Below are 19806 nucleotides of genomic sequence, written 5' to 3'. Positions count from 1 at the left end.
ACCCGGGGGGAGGCGGCCCTGCGCGCCGCCCGGCGGGCGGAGTCGCCCCCCGCCCCGGCGGTGCCCCAGGCGCAGGCCTCCCGGGGCCGGGCCAACGCCGCCTACACCGACGCCGAGGCGGCGCGGGTCGAGATGCTGGCCGCGCGTTCGGAGGCGGTCGAGGCGCGGGCCGAGGCGTCGGCCGCGCGGGGGGCCGCCGACGACGAGCGGGCCGAACTCGCCCGGCTGGCCGAGCTGACCATCCCCGAGGTGGTGGGCCGGCTGCGGGCCGGGGCGTCGGTCGACACCGTCCTGGTGGAGCACCGGCAGACCGCCCACGAGGACCTGTTGCGGTTGCTGGCCCGGGAGATCGCCTACGGCGAGCGGCAGCGCGCCGCGGCGCTGGCGGTCTGTGCGACGGCGGCGGGCCGGGTCCAGGCGCTGGCCACCAGCATGCACGCCGAGCTGCGCGAGATGCAGCACCGGCACGGCGAGGAGGTGCTCGGCGACCTGCTCCGGCTGGACCACAGCACCGCCCAGGCCGGCCGGATGGCCGACAGCATCGCGGTGCTCACCGGCGCGCGCAGCGGTCGGCGCTGGACGCGGCCGATCGCGGTGGAGAGCGTGCTGCGCGGCGCGCTCGGCCGGATCGGGGCCTACCAGCGGGTGCGGCTGCACTCCGCGAGCGGCGCGGCGGTCGCGGGGTACGCGGCCGAGGGCGTGATGCACACGCTGGCCGAACTGCTGGACAACGCCACCAACTTCTCGGCGCCGCCGGCCGAGGTGCACGTCTACGTCGAGGAGTTGCACGCCGGGCTGGCCATCACCGTCGAGGACGGCGGCCTGGGGCTCTCCGAGATCTGGCTGCGGCGGGCCGAACAGGCCGTCTCGGGCGAGCCGCTGGACCTCACCACGCTCTCCGCGGGGACCCGGCTCGGCTTCGCGGTGGTCGGGGCGCTGGCCCGCAAGCACGGGCTGTCGATCTCCTTCCGGCCCTCCTCGCGCGGTGGCACGGGCGTGGTGGTGCTGGTGCCCGAGCAGCTGATCACCCATCCGGAGTCGGAGCTCGGCGGGGACGGCGAGGCGATCGCGCCGGCCGCGGTGGCCGCCCCGCCGGTGCCGGCCGCGCTGCCGCCGGCCGCCGCCGCGCCGTCCGCCCGAGCGACCGGGTTCCCGCACTCGCTGATCACGCCCACCCCGCGGGTCGCCGCGCCGCAGGCCGCCGTCGCCCCGGCGGAGGGTGCGGAGAGCGACCTGCCCAAGCGCCGCCGCGGACAGACCCTGGCGGCCGCCAACCGGTCCGCCGTCCCGGCTCCCTCCCCGGCTCCCTCCGCGCTCCCCGCTCCGGCCGCCCGCCCCGCCCCGTCGGCGGACACGGACACGGACGTGAGCGCGAGCGCGGTCGCCGAGGACTCCGCCGAGCAGCCCGCCGCCCCCCGGGCCGCCGGTGGCGCGCAGTCCGCCGCCCGGTTCGGCGCGTTCCGGCAGGCCGTCCAGGGGCCACGGCCCACCCCTCCCAGTCCGGCACCGCCCGCTGACTTCCCGAAGGACAACGCCTGATGAGCAGCACCACCGACCGCGGTCTCGACTGGCTGTTGGAGAACCTGCTGACCAACACCCCCGGCTCCCGGCACGCCCTGGTGCTCTCCGCGGACGGTCTCAAGCTCTGCCACAGCGCGGGGCTGACCGTCGACGAGGCCGACCAGCTGGCCGCCATCGCCTCCGGCATCCAGAGCCTGGCGCACGGCGCCTCGATCGAGTTCGGCGACGGCAGCGGCGGCGTGCGGCAGTCGATGACCGAGTTCCACGGCGGCATCCTGTGCATCGTGGCGGCGGGGGAGGGGGCGCATCTCGCGGTGGTGACCGAGGAGAGCACCGACGTCGGCCTGGTCGGGCACAACATGCACGGCCTGGTCGAGCAGATCGGTGACCTCCTCAGCGCACCGCCGCGCGATCCGGCCACCGCGGCGAAGGACGCCGCCGCCACCGAGGCCGCCGCCCCGGCGGACCACGCAGCTGCGACGGACGACGTCACCCGCACGGCATGACGGCCGCGCGGCGCCCGGGCCCGGACGACGGCCCCGACCGGCTCTACACGGTGACCCGCGGGCGCAGCCGGCCGCCCGCGCACGCCGCCTTCGACGTGGTGACGCTGATCGTCTCGGAGTGCGCGCCGGTGCCCGGCATGCAGTCCGAGCACGCGCGGATCCTGCGGCTGTGCGAGCGCCCGACGGCGGTGGTGGAGGTGGCGGCCGAACTGGCTTTGCCGATCAGCATCGTGAAGATCCTGCTGGGCGACCTGCTGGAGGCCGGCCGGATCACCGCCCGCCACCCGCGGTTCGTCCCCGCCCAGGCCCAGTTGCCCGACCTCGACACGCTGAAGCAGGTGCTGCATGGACTCCAACGGCTCTGACGCCGGCGCGGGGGCCGTCCGCGAGCTGCCGCGCACCCCGCCCGGCCCGCGCACCCCGCAGAGCCCGCGCACCCCGTTGCAGAGCAGCGCCGAGCACGCGATGAAGATCGTCGTGGTCGGCGGCTTCGGAGCGGGCAAGACCACGCTGGTCGGCTCGGTGAGCGAGATCCGCCCGCTGGCCACCGAGGAGGTGATGACCCGGGCCGGGATCGGGGTCGACGACCCGTCCGCCGTGCGCGACAAGCGCTCCACCACGGTCGCGTTCGACTTCGGCCGGATCACCCTGACGCCGCAGAGCGTGCTCTACCTCTTCGGCGCCCCCGGGCAGGAGCGGTTCTGGTTCCTCTGGGACCGGCTCTTCCGCGGGGCGCTGGGCGCGGTGGTGCTGGTGGACCCGCGCCGGCTGGAGGAGTCCTGGTACGCGATCGACCGGCTGGAGCACCACGGGATGCCGTTCGTGGTGGCCCGCAACAACTTCGAGCCGCCCCGGCACAGCCTGGCCCAGGTCCGCGCGGCGCTCGACCTGTCGCCGGAGGTGCCGCTGGTGGACTGCGACGCGCGCGAGCGCGGGTCCAGCAAGCAGGTGCTGATCGAACTCGTCCGTCACCTCTACACCCGCGCCGAAGCCGAAGCCGAACAGGAGAGCGACTCGTGACCGAGCCGGCCGCCCCCACCCCACCGCCCGGCTGCCCGGCGCACCGCTCCCCGGCGCCGCTGTACGGCCCGCGCTTCCAGACCGATCCCGGCCAGGTCTACCGCGAGCTGCGCGCCGCGCACGGCCCGGTCGCCCCGGTCGAGCTGGCCGGCGGCGTGCCGGCGTGGCTGGTCATCGGCTACCGCGAGCTGCAGCTGGTGACCAGTCAGCCCAAGCTCTTCGGACGCGACTCCAGCCGCTGGAACGCCTGGTCCACCATCGCGGCGGACTGGCCGCTGCTGCCGATGATGACGCCGGTCCCCTCGATCCTCTACACCGAGGGGACCGAGCACCAGCGGCGTTCGGCGGCGATCACCGACGGCCTCTCGTCGGTCGACCCTTACGAGTTGAAGAAGTACTGCGAGCAGGTCGCCGACCGGCTGATCGACGAGTTCGCCGGGCGGGGCGAGGCCGACCTGGTCGCCGAGTACGCGCACCGGATGCCGCTGCTGGTGCTCTGCTGGATGCTCGGGCTGGACGGCGCCCAGGTGCCGACGCTGATCCGCGCCCTGCTGGACATGCTGGACGGTGGCGCCGGCGCGCAGCAGGGCGCGGAGCGGCTGCTGGCCGTGATGCTGGAACTGGTCGAGGCCAAGCGGGCCGCGCCCGGCGCCGACATCACCTCCCGGCTGCTGGTCCACCCCGCCGCGCTGAGCGAGGACGAGGTGATGCGGGACCTGCGGGTGCTGCTGATCGCCGGTCACCAGCCCACCGCCTACTGGATCGCCAACGCCCTGCGGCTGATGCTCACCGACGAGCGGTTCGCCGCCTCGCTCTCGGGCGGGCGGCGCAGCGTGGGCCAGGCGCTCACCGAGGCGCTCTGGGAGGACACCCCCACCCAGAACTTCGCCGGCCGCTGGGCGACGCGCGACACCCGGCTGGGCGGCCGGCAGATCGCGGCCGGCGACCTGCTGCTGCTGGGCTTCGCGGGGGCCAACAGCGACCCCGCGGTGCGCCAGGCCAACGGCGAGGCCGCCGAGGGCAACCACGCGCACCTGAGCTTCTCGCACGGCGAGCACCGCTGCCCGTTCCCGGCGCAGGAGGCGGCCGAGGTGATCGCCGCCACGGCCATCGAGGTGCTGCTGGACCGGCTGCCCGACCTGCGCCTGGCGGTCGCCGAGCACGCGCTGGTGTGGCGGCCCTCGCCCTGGGTGCGCGCGCTGGTGGCGCTCCCGGTGGGCTTCACGCCGGCCACGACCACGACAGGAGGGGCTTTCGGATGACCGAGACCATCACGCTGGATCCGTTCGCGCGCGACAGCGCGGGCGAGGGGGCGTTGCTGCGCGAGGCCGGCCCGGTGGCCCGGGTGGAGCTGCCGGGCGGGGTGCGCGCCTGGGCGGTCACCCGGCACGCCTGGGCCCGCACCCTGCTGACGGACCCGCGGCTGGTGAAGGACGCCGCCCACTGGGCCGCCTTCCAGCGCGGCGAGGTGCCGCGCGACTGGCCGCTGATCGGACTGGCGGTGCCCGGTCCGAGCATGGTCACCACCGACGGCGAGGCGCACCGGCGCCTGCGGGCCCTGGTGGCGCAGGCGTTCACGCCGCGCCGGGTCGAGCTGATGCGCCCTTCGGTGGAGCGCACCACGGCCGAACTGCTGGACGCGCTGGCCGCCGGGGAGCCGGTGGTCGACCTCAAGTCCGGCTTCGCCTTCCCGCTGCCGATGACGGTGATCGGCTCGCTGCTGGGGGTGGATCCGGCCGACCACGGCTACCTGCGCGAGCTCTACGAGCGGTTCTTCAGCAGCGTCCCGGATCCGGCGGGCATCCAGGCCACCATCAAGGCGCTGAACGCCTTCGTGGGCGATCTGGTCGCCCAGCGCCGGGCCGCGCCGGCCGACGACCTGACCAGTGCCCTGCTGGCCGCCGACGTCGAGGGCAGCGAGCTGACCGACGCCGAGGCCGCGGCCACCCTGCGGGTGATCATCGCGGCGGGGCACGAGACCACGGTCAACCTGATCACCAACGCGGTGCGGGCCCTGTTGGGCCACCCGGACCAACTGGCCCTGGTCCGTTCGGGTGAGATCTCCTGGGCGGCGGTGGTCGAGGAGTCGCTCCGCTGGACGCCTCCGACCAGCAACTTCCTCTTCCGTTTCGCCGCCGAGCCGATCGCGGTGGGCGAGGTGGTGGTGCCGCAGGGCGAGCCGGTGCTGATCTCGTACAACGCGATCGGGCGCGATCCGGCGCAGCACGGGATCACCGCGGAGCTCTTCGACGTCACCCGCGATCCGATCCGGCACCTGTCCTTCGGGCACGGCCCGCACGTCTGCCCGGGGTCGCCGCTGGCCCGGCTGGAGGCGCAGGTGGCGCTGCCCGCGCTCTTCGAACGCTTCCCGGACCTGGCGTTGGCGGTGCCCGACGGTGAACTGCGGCCCACCGCCTCGGTGGTGGTCAACAGCCTGCAGAGCCTGCCGGTCCGGCTGCGCTGACCACCGGCCGACCGCGGTCGCCTCACGTGCACAGACGCCCCGCGGGGGCGGACCGATCCACCCGGTCCGCCCCCGCGGGGCGTTTGCGCACGCGCTCACGGGTAGGTATCCGCGGACACATCCACTTATCTCCGTACCTTCCGGTAACGACTGGAACACTGGCCAACGAAAGCTGAACGCGTCCCTTGGCGCCGGATGGCCGTTGCGTTAACGTCTTCAAGCCAGTCGCCGACGACTCAGGCCGCCGCTGATCCCGGTCGCGGCCATCGCCGGCCTTCGGTCTTGCCTCCGGTTCAGTGCAGCGCCATGTCGTTCGTCCCAGGCCGCAGGAGAACGCTTTGACCATCACGAAGAGTGCCCGGCTCCGAAATCGACTGCTGGTGGCCCCGGCCGTGTTGGGGCTGGCCCTGACCGCGGCCTGTTCCAACAGCTCGAGCGGCACCAGCAGTGGGACCGCCGCCCCCGTACTGTCCGGCGACTGCGCCAAGTACCAGGCGTACTCGGGGCACGCGGGGACCAAGGTGACGATGTTCGCCTCGATCCTGAGCCCGGAGTCGGACTCCCTGGAAAAATCCTGGGCAGAGTTCAGTTCTTGTACCGGGATCAAGATCTCCTACGAGGGGTCCAACGACTTCGAGGCCCAGCTCCCGGTCCGGGTGGCCGGCGGCAACGTCCCGGACTTCGCGATCATCCCGCAGCCCGGCCTGCTGGCCCAGATGGTCAAGACCGGCAAGGTGGTCAAGCCGCCGGCGCAGACCGTCCAGAACGAGAGCCAGTGGAACCCGGTCTGGAAGTCCTACGGTTCGGTCAACGGCACGTTCTACGCGGCGCCGATGAGTGCCAACATGAAGTCGCTGGTCTGGTACTCGCCCAAGGCCTTCAAGCAGGCCGGCTACCAGGTGCCGCAGAGCTGGGCGGACCTGATGGCGCTCAGCGACACCATCGCCAAGGCCGGTGGCAGCAAGCCGTGGTGCGGTGGCATCAGCTCCGGCACGGCCACCGGCTGGCCGGCCACCGACTGGCTGGAGGAGGTGGTCCTGGGCAGTGCGGGCGGCGACGTCTACGACCAGTGGGTCAGCCACAAGATCAAGTTCGGGGACGCCCAGATCACCGGCGCGATGCAGACGGTGGCCAACTGGATGCAGAACCCGGCCTGGGTCAACGCCGGGATCGGCGACGTCAAGTCGATCGCCACCACCACCTTCCAGGACGCCGGCGCGCCGATCCTCACCAACAAGTGCTGGATGCTGCAGCAGGCCTCGTTCTACGAGGCGCAGTGGCCCAAGGGCACCAACATCGCGGCCGACGGCGACATCTACGCCTTCGCCCTGCCGGCCGTGAACCCCGCCATCAGCAAGCCGGTCGAGGGTGGTGGCGAGTTCCTGGCCGCCTTCTCGAACCGGCCCGAGGTGCAGGCGGTGCAGAACTACCTCTCCACCGCGGACTGGGCCAGCAGCCGGGTGAAGGTCGCCACCGGCTGGGTCTCGGCCAACCAGGGCGTGGACAAGAGCCTCTACACCGACCCGATCGACCAGCTGTCCGCCGCCGCGCTGACCAGCCCCGCCACCACCTTCCGCTTCGACGCCTCGGACCTGATGCCCGCGGCGGTCGGCGCCGGTGAGGAGTGGAAGGCGTTGACCGCCTGGTTCGCGGAGGGCAAGTCGATCCCGCAGGTGGCGGGCGACATCGACGCGGCCTGGCCGCAGTAGCCGCGCCCGGCCCCGCGGCGCTCGAGTCCCCCTCGTGGTGGACCCGAGCGCCGCGGGTCCCCCTGTCGTAGGCCCGCCCGCCGTAGGAAGGACAGCCACCCATGCCCGTCACCGGTGCCCGGCTCGTGGCCGGTGCGCTCGGCGCGCGCCCGCTCGCCGACTCCGCCTGGAGCGACGCCGCGCTCAAGCTGGGCAACAGCCTCGGGGCGATAGCCGGCTTCCTGGGCATCCTGCTGCTGGTCTTCTTCGCGGCCGGCCGGGCCAGCGGCCGGCTGAGCCGTCCGCTGGCCATCGCGGTCATGCTGGGGCCGGCGGTGCTGCTGCTCCTGGTGGGGCTGGTGGTGCCCCTGATTCGCACGGTCTTCCTGAGCTTCCAGAACGCCGACAGCACCCGCTTCCTCGGCGCCGGGAACTACGGCTGGGTCTTCACCACCGACTACATCCACCAGGTCCTGCTCAACACCCTGCTCTGGCTGGTGGTCGCGCCGATCGCGGCCACCGGACTGGGCCTGGTGCTCGCCCTGCTGGTCGACCGGATGCGCTGGCAGGGGTTCTACAAGTCGCTGGTCTTCCTGCCGATGGCGGTCTCGCTGGTCGGCGCCAGCATCATCTGGAAGTTCGTCTACGAGACCCGCGACACCGCGCAGCCGCAGATCGGCCTGCTCAGCCAGCTGGCGATCTGGCTGGGCTGGAAGCACCCGCCGAACTGGATCCTCTCGCACCCGCTGAACGACTACCTGTTGATGGTGGTCATGGTCTGGGTGCAGACCGGCTTCGCGATGGTGGTGCTGTCGGCCGCGATCAAGGCCATCCCGGACGAGGTGACCGAGGCCGCCCGGCTGGACGGCGCGCGCGGGCTGCGGCTCTTCTGGTACGTCACGGTCCCGATGATCCGCACCACGCTGATCGTGGTGCTGACCACCGTCATGATCACCACGTTGAAGGCGTTCGACATCGTGCGGACCATGACCGGCGGCAACTTCGGTACCCAGGTGCTGGCCAACGAGATGTACTCGCAGTCCTTCGTGCAGTTCAACGTCGGCCGGGGAAGCGCCCTCGCGGTGATCCTCTTCCTCGCGGTGCTCCCGCTGGTCGGCTACAACATCGTCCAGCTGCGCAAGGAGCGGACCATCCGATGAGCCGTCAGATCGCCGACCGCCCCCCGTCCTCCGTCGAGGGCCGGCCCCAGCTGCCCGCCGCCAAGGCGGTCCGCAGGTCCTTCAGCGGCCCGCTCGGCTCGCTCTTCGTCATCGTGGTGACGGTGCTCTGGACCATCCCCACCCTCGGCCTGCTGGCCACCTCGCTGCGCCCCAAGAAGGACGTGGCCGACAGCGGCTGGTGGACCGTGTTCGCCCACCCGGACCTGGGCCTTTCCAACTACCACACGGTCCTCTTCGAGGGCGGCTTCGGCGTCAGCGGCGGGCTGATGCCGTACCTGGTCAACTCGCTGGCGATCAGCGTGCCGGCCACCCTCTTCCCGCTGGTGCTCGCCGCGATGGCCGCGTACGCGCTGGCCTGGGTGCGCTTCCGGGGCAGTGACACGCTCTTCTTCGTGATCTTCGCCCTGCAGGTGGTGCCGTTGCAGATGGCGCTGATCCCGCTGCTGCAGCTCTTCTCCGGGGGCGCGCACCTGGGCGGTCTCACCATCGTCCCGCAGGTCGACCTGAACGGCACCTACCTGCCGGTCTGGCTCGCGCACACCATGTTCGCGCTGCCGCTGGCCATCTTCCTGCTGCACAACTTCATCTCGCAGCTGCCGAAGGACCTGATGGAGGCGGCGGTGGTGGACGGTGCCTCGCACTTCAAGATCTTCCGGTCCATCGTGCTGCCGCTCTGCGCGCCGGCGCTCGCCTCGTTCGCGATCTTCCAGTTCCTCTGGGTCTGGAACGACCTGCTGGTGGCGCTGACCTTCGCGGGCGGCACTCCGGACGTCGCCCCGATGACGGTGCGCCTGGCCCAGCTCTCCGGATCGTTCGGCGGGCGCTGGGAGCTGCTGACGGCCGGGGCGTTCCTGTCGATCATCGTCCCGCTGGTCGTCTTCGTGGCGCTGCAGCGGTACTTCGTGCGCGGGCTGCTGGCCGGCTCGGTCAAGGGCTGAACCCCGCGCCGGGTGACCCCGCGCGGTGCGCACGGGGCGCGGGGGCGACGGGGCGCTCCGCCGGTTACGGCCAAACCGTGGACACCCGCGTGGGTCAACCAGTATACCAGTGCAGGAAGTTGACGCGCGGCACGGACACGTCCCGAGAGCGGACGGTTCCCGGTGCGGGTGGTTCCCGCCGCGCGGCACGGGCCTGCGCGCGGCTAGGGGGACGGCATGGCGTTCGGTACCACGGTGACCCGGTTCAGACGCTCCACCACCGGCCGGCTGGCGGCCCTGGTGACCGGCCTGGTCGTGCTGGCGGCGCCGGTGGTGACCGCGGGCTCCGCGGCGGCCACCGCGCCGAGCCCGGCGGCGACCTCCCGGCCCGGCGCCGGGGCGGCCGCGACGACGGCCGTGCTCGGCAGCAACACCGTCGGGGCCTCCCTGGACGTCGGCGACGCCAACTACCTGAACGCCTCCCGCGCCGTCAGCGGGGCCACCGGCGGCACGGTGACCAGCGTCAGCGTGTACGTGGGCGCGGTCGGCGCGGCCCCCAACAACCAGTTCCAGGTGGCCGTGTACGGCGACAACGCCGGCGCGCCCGGCAGCCTGCTGGCCAGCAGCTCGCCCGGCACACTCAGCCCCAACAGCTGGAACACCCTGCCGCTGAGCCTGGCGCTCAGCCCCAGCACGCCCTACTGGCTGGCCTACAACGCCAACGGCGCCACCGGCGCGGTCGACAACCTCGCCTACGCCGCCGGCGGCACCAGCGCCTACCGCGCCGGCGGGTACGGCAGCTGGCCCGCGGCCTTCGGCGCGGCCAGTGCCGAGGGCGTCACGTTCTCGATGTACGCGACCTACACCCCGGGCGCCGACAACACCCCGCCGCCGGGTGCCGGTCCCGGCGGGGAGGGGCCGATCCTGCTGGTCACGAACGCGGCCAACCCCTACTCCTCGTACTACACGGAGATCCTCAAGGCCGAGGGGCTCAACGCGTACAAGACCGTCGACCTGTCGACGGTGACCCCCGCGATGCTGGCCGGCTACGACGTCGTGCTGCTCGGCGAGACGCGGCTGACCGCCGCCCAGAGCGGCATGTTCGGCAGCTGGACCACCGGCGGCGGCCGGCTGATCGCGATGCGGCCCGACCCGCAGCTCGCGCCACTGCTCGGCCTGACCGCCGCCGGCGGAACCCAGGCGGACGCCTACCTCAAGGTCGACACCTCGGCCGCGCCCGGCGCCGGGATCACCGGCGACACCATGGGCTACCACGGCGCCGCCGACCGGTACGCACTCAACGGCGCCACGGCGGTGGCCACCCTGTACAGCGACGCCGCCACCGCGACCGCCAACCCCGCGGTGACCCTGCGCGCCACCGGCAGCGGCGAGGCGGCCGCGTTCACCTTCGACCTCGCCAAGTCCGTGGTGCAGACCCGGCAGGGCAACATCGCCTGGGGCGGCCAGCAGCGCGACGGGGTGGACGGCATCGAGGCCGGTGAGATGTTCATGGGGGTCAACGGCCAGCCCGACTGGAACGACATGAGCAAGGCGATCATCCCGATCGCCGACGAGCAGCAGCGGCTGCTGGTGAACCTGATCACCCTGATGGACTCCGCGAAGATGCCGCTGCCGCGCTTCTGGTACTTCCCGCGCGACGTCAAGGCGGTGGTCGTGATGAGCGGCGACGACCACGGCATCGGCGGCACCGCGGGGCGCTGGGACGGCTACGTCGCGCAGAGTCCGCCGAACTGCAACGTCGCCGACTGGGAGTGCGTGCGCGGCTCGTCGTACCTGTACACCAGCGGTCCGATGACCGCGGCCCAGGCCCAGGCGTACTCCGACCAGGGCTTCGAGGTCGGCCTGCACGTCACCACCGGCTGCCAGCCCTGGGGGAGCGCGGCGGCCCTGCAGAGCACCTACCAGAGCCAACTGGCCGCCTGGCGGGCGAAGTACCCCGCACTGCCCTCGCCCGCCAGCAGCCGCACGCACTGCGTGGAGTGGGACGACTGGTCCACCCAGCCCAAGACCAAGCTGGCCAACGGCATCCGGCTGGACGAGGACTACTACTACTATCCGGCCTCGTTCACCCAGGACCGCCCGGGCTTCTTCAACGGCACCGGCGAGATCATGAAGTTCGCCGACACCGACGGCTCGATCATCGACGAGTACCAGGCCACCACGCAGATGACCGACGAGTCCGGCCAGTCCTACCCCGCGACGATCGACACCCTGCTCGGCGCCGCCTACGGCGCGCAGGGCTACTACGCGGCGCTCAGCGCCAACATCCACACCGACTACGCGGCCTCCACCGCCTCCGACGCGATCATCGCGGCCGCCAAGGCGCGCGGGGTGCCGGTGGTCTCCGGGCGCCAGATGCTCACCTGGCTGGACGGGCGCAACGGTTCGGCCTTCAGCAAGCTGACCTGGAGCGGCAGTTCGCTGACCTTCTCGATCACCGGCGGGGCAGGCGGCCTGCGCGCGATGCTGCCGGTCGGCTCGGCGGCCGGCAGCCTGGCGAAGATCGACTTCCAGGGGGCGAGCGTCCCCTACCGGATCGACACCGTCAAGGGCGTGCCGTACGCGTTCTTCGACGGCGCGGTGGGCTCCTACACCGCCACCTACGGCCACGACACCACCCCGCCGGTGGTGACCGGCACCTCGCCGACCGCCGGGGCCACCGCGGTGGCGCCGACCGCCCCGGTGCGGTTCTCCTTCGACGAGCCGCTGGCCGCGGCGACCGTGACCGCCGCCCACCTGACGCTGGCCACCGCCGGCGGCGCGGCGGTGCCGGGCGCCGTCGGCTACGACGCGACCACCAACAGCGCCGTCCTCACCCCGGCCGCTCCGCTCGCCCCGAGCACCGGGTACACGGCCACCGTGCAGGGCGTCACCGACCTGGCCGGCAACGCGCTCGCCGCGCCCGCCACCGTCTCGTTCACCACCGGCGGGACCCCGCCGCGGACCATCGGCAACGCGACCGTCGGCACCCTGCTGGACGACACCGACTCCAACCACCTCAACGCCAGCAGGATCACCACCGGCTCGGCCGCGGTCGCCCTCACCGCGCTGAGCGTCCACGTCGGGACGGTGGGCGCGGCCCCGAACAACCAGTTCCAACTGGCCCTCTACAGCGACAGCGCGGGCTCACCCGGCACGCTGCTCGCCTCGACGGCGAGCGGGACGCTGGCGGCCAACGCCTGGAACGCGCTGCCGGTCGACGTCACGCTCGCGGCGGGGACCTCCTACTGGCTGGTCTACAACAGCAACGGGACGAGCGCGGCGGTCAACAACATGAACTACACGGCGGGGGCGGTGAGCCAGGGGGCCTACAGCAGCGCGGCGGTGCCGTTCGGGACCTGGCCGAGCGGCTTCGGGCCGGCGGTGAAGGAGGGCGCGGTCTTCTCGCTGTACGGGGCGTACTGAGCCCGAGGCGGTGGCCGGTCGGTGACGGTGGCCGGCCGCCGTAGGGTGGAGTGCGCGGCGCCGCCGCAGCCGGCGCACCCGTCGCCGGCCTCCTCGACGACCTCGGGTCGCCCACCGTCGAAACGGAACGTTCCGGATGCCCTACCAGCCGCCCACCCACAGCGTCGAGCGCTCCCTGCGCCGCGCCGGCGCCGGCCTCGTCGTGGGCCTCGACGAGGTCGGTCGCGGCGCCTGGGCCGGGCCGGTGACGGTGGGCGCCGCAGTGACCGGCCTGCGCCGCGCGCCGGAGGGGCTGACCGACTCCAAGCTGCTCACCGTGCGCCGCCGCGAGCAACTCGCCCCGGTCCTGGCCGACTGGGTCACCGCCTACGCGCTGGGCGAGGCGTCCGCGCTCGAGTGCGACGAGCTCGGCATGACCGCGGCCCTGCGACTGGCCGCCGTGCGCGCCCTGGAGGCGTTGCCGGTGCGCCCGGACGCGGTGATCCTGGACGGCAAGCACGACTACCTCGGCGGCCCGTGGCGGGTGCGCACGGTGATCAAGGGCGACCAGAGCTGCGTCTGCGTGGCGGCGGCCTCGGTGCTGGCCAAGGTGCACCGCGACGCGCAGATGGCCCGGTTGGCGCCCGACCACCCGGCGTTCGGCTTCGAGGACAACGCGGGGTACCCCTCGCCGGTGCACCGGGCGGCGCTGGAGGAGTTCGGCCCGACCGAGCACCACCGGCTCTCCTGGTCCTACCTCGACGCGCTGCCCCACTGGCGCCACCTGAAGCGCTCGCGCCTCGCGGCGGAGGCGGCCGACGGTGGCGAGCAGCTCACCCTCGGTTTCTGACGGATCATCAGGAATGTTCGGGGGTGGCACGGTGCGCTGATGATTGCGTCCGCCTGGTGCCCAACAGGTGGGGCGCCCGTGCGCATTCGACCGGCATTTGATAGATATCCGGGTATGCCTGTCTTCCCCGAGGAGCCGGAGATTCACGAGAGCATCCCGGGCCCCGGCGTTCCCTTCCCCCGCGAGTCGGACGCACAAGCCCTCAGCACGCCTGCCACCGGCAGCGCGTCCCCTGTCATCCCCGTCCATTCCGCCGCCCCGGCCGCCGTGGTCCCCGGTCCCCGCCCGGGGCCGCCGCGCCCGGGCGCCCCCCCCCCCCCCCCCCCCCGCCCCCGCCCCCCCCCCCCCCTCCCCCCCCCCCCCCCGCCCCGCCCCCCCCCCCCCCCCGGGGCCCGCCGCGACCGGCCGCCGCGCGTCCGGGGCCGCCGCGCCCCGGCCCGCGGGCGGCGCAGATCCCCAGGCCCGGACCGCGTCCGGGGCCGGCCCCCACGACCGCCCCGGCCGGTCCGACCGTCCAGCTGATCCAGGCTGCCGTCGGCAGTGCGCTCGACCGTGCCGAGGAGGCGGTGGACGTGCTGTTGGAGTCCGGCCGCAACCCCGGTGACCTCCTCGTGCTGACCGTGGACGCGCCGCACCCGTGGCAGCAGCACGAGCTGTCGTTCGGCGAGGAGCGGTACTGGGCCCAGCTCGCGGAGGGCACCGACGTGTTCTACGCCGACCTGGCGCTGACCCGGCCGGCCCGTCGCGACGTGGTGGTGCTGGTCCTGGACACCGAGGACGACGGCCGTGCGGTGCGCGCGCTGGAGAAGGCGCTGACCCATGCGGTGTCCCTGCTCGTGGTCTGCGGCGCGACGGCGCGGCTGGCCGGCGCCCGGGTGCTCGGGGGGCAGCCGGTCCCGGCCTGATCGCCGCACCGGGCGGCCCCCGCGCCGGGTGGTTGTAGCCCGTCAGTCCGTCAGTCCGTCAGCCCGCCAGTCCGGTACCGGACTGGCGGGCTGTGCCGTCGGTACCGCCCGCCGTCCCGCCGTCCCGCCGCCTTGCGGGCCGCCACCGGCCACCCGGCGGGGGGTCAGCGCGCGGCGTGCCGGATCGACTCCGGGGCCGTGGCGCCGGCCGTGCCGGCCGCCGCGGTCGCTGCCGCCGCGTGCCACGGCAGCCCGGCCCGGTGCGCCTCCGCCCGCCCGTGCAGGGCCGGGGTGCCGCGGGGCGGCAGCTCCCGGACCGTGTGCAGCGGTCGCTCGGACCACGAGTCGGAGTGCGGCGTCCGCCCGGAACGCCCGTCGCCGAGGATCTGCCAGCCCGACGGGGTGAGCGCGATGTAGGCGCCGCAGCGCAGCCCGTGCAGCGAGGCCGTGTCCCGCAGGGCCCACATCCAGGAACCGTCCTGCTCGGTCCAGCCGGCCAAGCCGTCGCGGCAGCGGAGCAGGACGGCGGTCCGTCGCGGTGAGGTCAGCCGCAGGTCGTGCGGCATCACCCGGCGCAGCTGGCTCAGCAGCGCGTTGCGGTGGTGCCAGCCGTCGGTGACGTGCGGCCGCGGCGCGACGGAGGCGGACGCCACCACGCGGTGGTCGAAGTCCAGGACCGCGAGCACGCTGGTTCCCGGCGGCGGCAGGTGGCGCTGGTGCAGCTCGGTGACCAGGTCGCGCGGGTCCCGTACGGGGGGCAGCCCCGCACTCGCCCAGCTCTCCAGGTCGATGCTCCGACCCCTGGCCGAGGAAAGCTGACCGCGGTCTGTGCCGTGGATCATGGTCCTCCTTCCCCGGCCCGCCGGGCGCGCGGGCGCGTGCGTACGCCGAAGCCGGGGTCCTGAGGACCGAGGTCTGGGTACGCTGCAATTCTCACGTCAGATGGCCTGAGCGGCAACGATGAACTGACGATAGCCGCCCGAAAGCCGTGGATTCGCCGGATATATTCCCCGAATGGTCCAGAGTCATTCAGATGGGTGGCTGTGAGGGAACGAGTCGGGGTGTGGGACGGGCGGGAACCGGGGTGACGGATGGGCCCGCCGGGACGACCGGCGCCGGGCGCCGGTTCGCCGGGGACGGGCCCTCGCCTCACGCCTGCACGGCCAGGACCAGCGGCAGGACCGCCTGGGCGCCCGCCTTGCGCAGCAGACGGGCGGCGACGGTGACCGTCCAGCCGCTGTCGACCAGGTCGTCGACGAGCAGGACCGGGCCCGGGTTGGCCGCCAGGGCCTCCACCAGCTCGGGCGGCAGGACCAGGGACCCCGCGAGCGAGTGCAGCCGTTGGGCGCTGTTGCTGCGGGCGCCGTGCGGCGGACGTCCCTCGGCGTAGGCGATCCGGCCGAGCAGCGGGAGGCGGCCCACCTCCGCGATCCGCGCTCCCAGGCTGCCGACCAGCTCCGGCCGGGTGGACGAGGCCATGGTGACCACGCCGACCGGCCGACCCGTCTCGGGGTCCCGGCCCGCCCAGCCGCCGGGACCGCGCGCCCAGTCCGCCAGCACGGTGACCAGCGCCTCCACCACGTCGCGCGGGACGGTACCGTCCGGTGCGCCCTCGGCCAGCAGGGTGCGCAGCCGGCCGCCCCAGCCGATGTCCGAGAGCCGGCCGAGCGCCCGGCCGGCCTGGGCCTGCTCGTCGGCCGGGATCCGGCCCTTGAGGGGCACGCCGAGGGCCTCCATGCCGGTCGGCCACAGGCGGCGGGGGTCGAAGGCCGTCCCCGGCCGGCCCAGTGCCGCCCGGGCGGCGTCCAGCGCCTGCGCCGAGACCTCGGTGCTGTGCCGCACCCCGGCGCAGACGTCGCAGCGTCCGCACGCGGTGGCCTGCTCGTCGTCCAGCTGGCGGCGCAGGAACTCCATCCGGCAGTGGCCGCCGGACGCGTACTCGCGCATGGCCTGCTGCTCGTCGGACCGGGCGCGGGCCACCTTGGCGTACCGCTCCCGGTCGTAGGCCCAGCTCTGCCCGGTGGCCACCCAGCCGCCGCGCACCCGGTGCACCGCGCCGTCCACGTCGAGCACCTTGAGCATGGTCTCCAGCCTGGTCCGGCGCAGGTCCACCCGGGCCTCCAGCGCGGCGGTGGAGAGCGGGCGGCCGGCTTCGGCCAGCGCGTCGATCGTGCGCCGGACCTGGTCCTCGGGCGGGAACCCGAGGGAGGCGAAGTAGCGCCAGATCGCCTCGTCCTCGCGACCGGGCAGCAGCAGGACCTCGGCGTGCTCCACGCCGCGCCCGGCGCGGCCGACCTGCTGGTAGTAGGCGATCGGCGAGCCGGGCGAGCCGAGGTGGACGACGAAGCCCAGGTCGGGCTTGTCGAAGCCCATCCCGAGGGCCGAGGTGGCCACCAGGGCCTTGACCCGGTTGGCCAGCAGGTCCGCCTCGGCGCTGCGGCGCTCGGCGTCCTCGGTCCGGCCGGAGTAGGAGGCCACCGGGTAGCCCCGGCCGCGCAGGAACTCGGTCACCTCCTCGGCGGCGGCCACCGTCAGCGTGTAGACGATGCCCGAGCCGGGCAGCTCGCCCAGGTGGTCGGCGAGCCAGCCCAGGCGGTGGGCCGGGTCGGGCAGGGCGAGCACGCCCAGGCTGAGGCTCTCCCGGTCGAGCGGGCCGCGCAGCACCAGGGCGCGGCCGTCGGCCCCCGTGGTGCCCAGCTGCTCGGCGACGTCCTCGGTGACCCGTGCGTTGGCGGTGGCGGTGGTCGCCAGCACCGGGACGCCCGGGGAGAGGTCGGCGAGCATGCTGCGCAGCCGGCGGTAGTCGGGCCGGAAGTCGTGGCCCCAGTCGGAGATGCAGTGCGCCTCGTCGACCACCAGCAGGCCGGTCGAGGCCGCGAGCTTGGGGAGCACCTGGTCGCGGAAGTCGGGGTTGTTGAGCCGCTCGGGGCTGACCAGCAGGATGTCCACGGAGCCGGCCGCGACCTCCGCCTCGATGTCCTGCCACTCCTGCGGGTTGGCGGAGTTGATGGTGCGGGCGTGGATGCCGGCGCGGGCTGCCGAGTCGACCTGGTTGCGCATCAGCGCGAGCAGCGGCGAGACGATCACCGTGGGACCGCCGCCGCCGGACCGGAGCAGCGCCGTGGCGATGAAGTAGACGGCCGACTTGCCCCAGCCCGTGCGCTGGACCACCAGCGCCCGGCGGCGGTCGACCACCAGCGCCTCGATGGCCAGCCACTGGTCCTCGCGCAGCCGGGCCGCCGGGCCGGCCAGCTCGCGCAGCACGGCTTCGGCGCGGGTGCGGACCGCCGCGCGATCGACAGCGGTGGCGGAGCCGTCGCCGAGGGCGGTTGCGGGGGAGTGCGCTGGCTGATCCATGGGTCTATGTAACCCTGCTCGGCCGACAAGGGGCGAACTTCGGGACCAGCCTGTGGACAACCTGCCGATCCCGGCGGGCCGTTCACCTGTTCGGCCGCAGGTGGGGCCCTCGAGTTGTCCACAGGCCCGGGGTTGTCCACAGGCAACGGGAAATCTCCGCCACCGGCCGGCGACCGGCTCCACGCTGTGCGCCATGAACCACGACGACCCCACCACCACCCCCGTCGGCCGCCGCCGCCCCGGGCGCCAGAGCCTGCGGATCGAGGGCCCGGCCGACATGGCCGCCATGCTCCCCTACCTGCTGGGCTTCTACCCCGACGACAGCATCGTCCTGGTCGGACTGCAGGGTCCCCTCTTCCGGCAGGGCGGAGTGATCCGGCTGGACATCCCCGCCGACCCGGCGCACTGGCCGATGATCGCCGAGGAGCTGGCCCGGCTGCTGGTCGAGCTCTCCGAGCAGCGTGACCTGCGCCCGCAGGCGGCCCTGCTCTACCTGTGCCGGGATCCCGATCCGGGGGCGGCCGCCGCCCAGCCGCAGCTGCGCCCGCTCGCGGAGCTGCTGTTGCGGGCCCTGCGGGGGCTGAACCTGCGGGTCAAGGAGGCGCTCTGCGTCTCCGGCGGCCGCTGGTGGTCCTACCTGTGTCCCGATCCGTCCTGCTGCCCCGCCGAGGGCACCGTGGTGCAGAGCACCTCCGACCCCCGTGCGGTGGTGGCGGCCGCGACCTTCGCCGGCCTCGCCCCGCGCGGCAGCCGCCGGGCGATCCTCGCCGGGCTCACGCCCGTCGGGCCGCCCGCCGCGGACGCGCAGCGCGAGGCGATCGAGCGGCGGACCGCCGGCCTGATCGAGGAGCTGGTCGGCCCGGACGGCTCCGAGCGGGTGGGCGAGGCCACCGGGCGGCTGCTCGACGAGGTGATGGCCGAGTTCCTGGCCGGCGCCGCCGGGCTCGACGACGACCGGGCCGCCCGGCTGCTCCTCGGCCTCCAGGACCGGGCCAGTCGCGACCGCGCCGCGGAGTACGCGGAAGAGGCCGAGCTGGCCGGCGCCCAGCGCCTGTGGCGCCTGTTGGCCCGGCGCTGCGTGCCGCCCTTCGAGCCCTACGCCAGGGCCCCGCTGACACTCCTGGCCTGGACGTCCTGGCTGGCCGGCGACACCGCGACCGCCAGGATCGTGCTGAACAGGGTGCTCGAACTGGATCCCGACTACACCCTGGCCGAGCTGCTCTACCACTCGCTCAACGGCGGGCTGGAGCCGACCGCGCTGCTGACGGCCGTGCGCGCCGAGCGCGCTCGGCGGGTCGAAGGCGGCGCGACGGTGACCGAACAGCCGGCCGATGAGCGGCCCGAGTCCGGGCCGCCGGGTACCGGCAGGCGGCCGGGTCCAGCCGCCGCGCTACCGGGGCCGAGGGTTCAGCTCACCCGCGGGCCCGCCCCCGGCCCCGCCGGTCGGCCCACCGCCGCCGGGTCCGACGCCGACCCCTCCGATCCGCGGGCCCCGCGCGGCCTGCCCGGCGGGAGCAGCCGGCTTCCGGTCCCCCGCCGGCAGCCGGCCGACGGCCCGACCGCATCCCCGCCGCCGGCGGTGTCCGACCCGCCGTCCGATGCCGGTCCGCCGCCGGCCGATCCGACCGGGCACAGTCGTACCGCGGCGGCGAGCCCGCCGGCCCGCTCGACCGGGCGCACGGCCCGCCGGCGGATCCACCAGAGTCGCGACACCTCGATGGGAGCCTGACATGGCCAGCCTGCTGCGGACCTTCCCGCCCGCGAGCCGCGCCTACCGGAGCCACCGGGTGCGGTCGGTCCGGCCCCCGGGCCGGGCGGCGGCCAAGCGCCCGGCCTCGCCGCGGCGCGCACCGTGCCCGGCCGTCCGCCCGCACCGCGGTGGACCGGGCGGTCGGGTCCGGGGCTGCGGATTCCCCGCCGCCCGCCCCGCCCGCGCGGTCCGCTGCCCGGGTGGGCCCGGCGTTCGGCGTTCGCCCCCGCCCCCCTCCCGGC

The 19806-nt window shown here is 74.3% G+C and carries 15 protein-coding genes; 13 read left to right on the top strand and 2 right to left on the bottom strand.

Annotation, left to right across the window (positions count from 1 at the left end; genetic code table 11):
• From ABD323_RS30675 to ABD323_RS30620, 12 genes are all read left to right on the top strand, one after another.
• The coding region (locus tag ABD323_RS30675; RefSeq protein ID WP_344445298.1) for a sensor histidine kinase at positions 1-1539 on the top strand (1539 nt) is incomplete at its 5' end.
• On the top strand, positions 1539-2027 hold the full coding sequence (locus ABD323_RS30670; protein ID WP_344445297.1) for a roadblock/LC7 domain-containing protein: 489 nt from the start codon (positions 1539-1541) through the stop codon (positions 2025-2027). The genes ABD323_RS30675 and ABD323_RS30670, both read left to right, overlap by 1 nt.
• Positions 2024-2392, top strand: coding sequence for a DUF742 domain-containing protein (locus ABD323_RS30665; protein ID WP_344445296.1), 369 nt, complete (start codon positions 2024-2026; stop codon positions 2390-2392). The genes ABD323_RS30670 and ABD323_RS30665 overlap by 4 nt, the downstream gene beginning before the upstream one ends.
• Entirely contained in the window at positions 2373-3047 is a 675-nt protein-coding gene (locus ABD323_RS30660) for a GTP-binding protein (RefSeq protein ID WP_425556208.1), read from the top strand. Before ABD323_RS30665 ends, ABD323_RS30660 begins: the two co-directional genes overlap by 20 nt.
• A complete protein-coding gene (locus tag ABD323_RS30655; RefSeq protein ID WP_344445295.1) occupies positions 3044-4309 on the top strand; it encodes a cytochrome P450 in 1266 nt (421 codons plus the stop codon). Before ABD323_RS30660 ends, ABD323_RS30655 begins: the two co-directional genes overlap by 4 nt.
• The gene (locus tag ABD323_RS30650; protein ID WP_344445294.1) at positions 4306-5511 is read left to right on the top strand and encodes a cytochrome P450 family protein; all 1206 of its coding nucleotides are present in this window, start codon (positions 4306-4308) and stop codon (positions 5509-5511) included. Before ABD323_RS30655 ends, ABD323_RS30650 begins: the two co-directional genes overlap by 4 nt.
• A 338-nt stretch (positions 5512-5849) precedes the next feature.
• Complete coding sequence (locus ABD323_RS30645) at positions 5850-7220, top strand: ABC transporter substrate-binding protein (protein WP_344445293.1); 1371 nt, start codon at positions 5850-5852, stop codon at positions 7218-7220.
• A gap of 101 nt (positions 7221-7321) precedes the next feature.
• The gene (locus tag ABD323_RS30640; protein WP_344445292.1) at positions 7322-8359 is read left to right on the top strand and encodes a carbohydrate ABC transporter permease; all 1038 of its coding nucleotides are present in this window, start codon (positions 7322-7324) and stop codon (positions 8357-8359) included.
• Positions 8356-9318: a carbohydrate ABC transporter permease gene (locus ABD323_RS30635; RefSeq protein ID WP_344445291.1), complete on the top strand. Its 963-nt coding sequence runs from the start codon at positions 8356-8358 to the stop codon at positions 9316-9318. The genes ABD323_RS30640 and ABD323_RS30635 overlap by 4 nt, the downstream gene beginning before the upstream one ends.
• Before the next feature lie 216 nt (positions 9319-9534).
• Positions 9535-12723, top strand: coding sequence for an Ig-like domain-containing protein (locus ABD323_RS30630; RefSeq protein ID WP_344445290.1), 3189 nt, complete (start codon positions 9535-9537; stop codon positions 12721-12723).
• Positions 12724-12859: 136 nt separating this feature from the next.
• Positions 12860-13552 (top strand): ribonuclease HII, encoded by a 693-nt coding sequence (locus ABD323_RS30625; RefSeq protein WP_344445289.1) that lies wholly within the window; start codon positions 12860-12862, stop codon positions 13550-13552.
• Between the two features lie 566 nt (positions 13553-14118).
• A complete protein-coding gene (locus tag ABD323_RS30620) occupies positions 14119-14457 on the top strand; it encodes a hypothetical protein (RefSeq protein ID WP_344445288.1) in 339 nt (112 codons plus the stop codon).
• Between the two features lie 164 nt (positions 14458-14621).
• On the opposite strand, the gene ABD323_RS30615 is transcribed toward ABD323_RS30620, so the two are convergent.
• Positions 14622-15299 (bottom strand): hypothetical protein, encoded by a 678-nt coding sequence (locus ABD323_RS30615; RefSeq protein WP_344445287.1) that lies wholly within the window; start codon positions 15297-15299, stop codon positions 14622-14624.
• A 307-nt stretch (positions 15300-15606) separates the two neighbouring features.
• Positions 15607-17814, bottom strand: a complete 2208-nt coding sequence (locus ABD323_RS30610; protein ID WP_344445286.1) for a RecQ family ATP-dependent DNA helicase — start codon at positions 17812-17814, stop codon at positions 15607-15609.
• A 193-nt stretch (positions 17815-18007) separates the two neighbouring features.
• On the opposite strand from ABD323_RS30610, the gene ABD323_RS30605 reads away from it, so the two are divergent.
• Positions 18008-19543 (top strand): DUF4192 domain-containing protein, encoded by a 1536-nt coding sequence (locus ABD323_RS30605; protein ID WP_344445285.1) that lies wholly within the window; start codon positions 18008-18010, stop codon positions 19541-19543.
• The last annotated feature ends 263 nt before the right edge of the window (positions 19544-19806 follow it).

The sequence above is a fragment of the Kitasatospora nipponensis genome, assembly GCF_039528135.1.
Classification (GTDB): Bacteria; Actinomycetota; Actinomycetes; order Streptomycetales; family Streptomycetaceae; genus Kitasatospora; species Kitasatospora nipponensis.
Note: the sequence above shows the minus strand (reverse complement) of the source record. Positions and strands in the feature narration are given on the sequence as shown.

Coding starts and splice junctions, on each gene's coding strand:
- ABD323_RS30605 (WP_344445285.1), top strand. CDS start 18,008: ATGAACCACGACGACCCCACCACCACCCCCGTCGGCCGCCGCCGCCCC.
- ABD323_RS30670 (WP_344445297.1), top strand. CDS start 1,539: ATGAGCAGCACCACCGACCGCGGTCTCGACTGGCTGTTGGAGAACCTG.
- ABD323_RS30650 (WP_344445294.1), top strand. CDS start 4,306: ATGACCGAGACCATCACGCTGGATCCGTTCGCGCGCGACAGCGCGGGC.
- ABD323_RS30635 (WP_344445291.1), top strand. CDS start 8,356: ATGAGCCGTCAGATCGCCGACCGCCCCCCGTCCTCCGTCGAGGGCCGG.
- ABD323_RS30630 (WP_344445290.1), top strand. CDS start 9,535: ATGGCGTTCGGTACCACGGTGACCCGGTTCAGACGCTCCACCACCGGC.
- ABD323_RS30660 (WP_425556208.1), top strand. CDS start 2,373: ATGGACTCCAACGGCTCTGACGCCGGCGCGGGGGCCGTCCGCGAGCTG.
- ABD323_RS30625 (WP_344445289.1), top strand. CDS start 12,860: ATGCCCTACCAGCCGCCCACCCACAGCGTCGAGCGCTCCCTGCGCCGC.
- ABD323_RS30615 (WP_344445287.1), bottom strand. CDS start 15,299: ATGATCCACGGCACAGACCGCGGTCAGCTTTCCTCGGCCAGGGGTCGG.
- ABD323_RS30665 (WP_344445296.1), top strand. CDS start 2,024: ATGACGGCCGCGCGGCGCCCGGGCCCGGACGACGGCCCCGACCGGCTC.
- ABD323_RS30640 (WP_344445292.1), top strand. CDS start 7,322: ATGCCCGTCACCGGTGCCCGGCTCGTGGCCGGTGCGCTCGGCGCGCGC.
- ABD323_RS30610 (WP_344445286.1), bottom strand. CDS start 17,814: ATGGATCAGCCAGCGCACTCCCCCGCAACCGCCCTCGGCGACGGCTCC.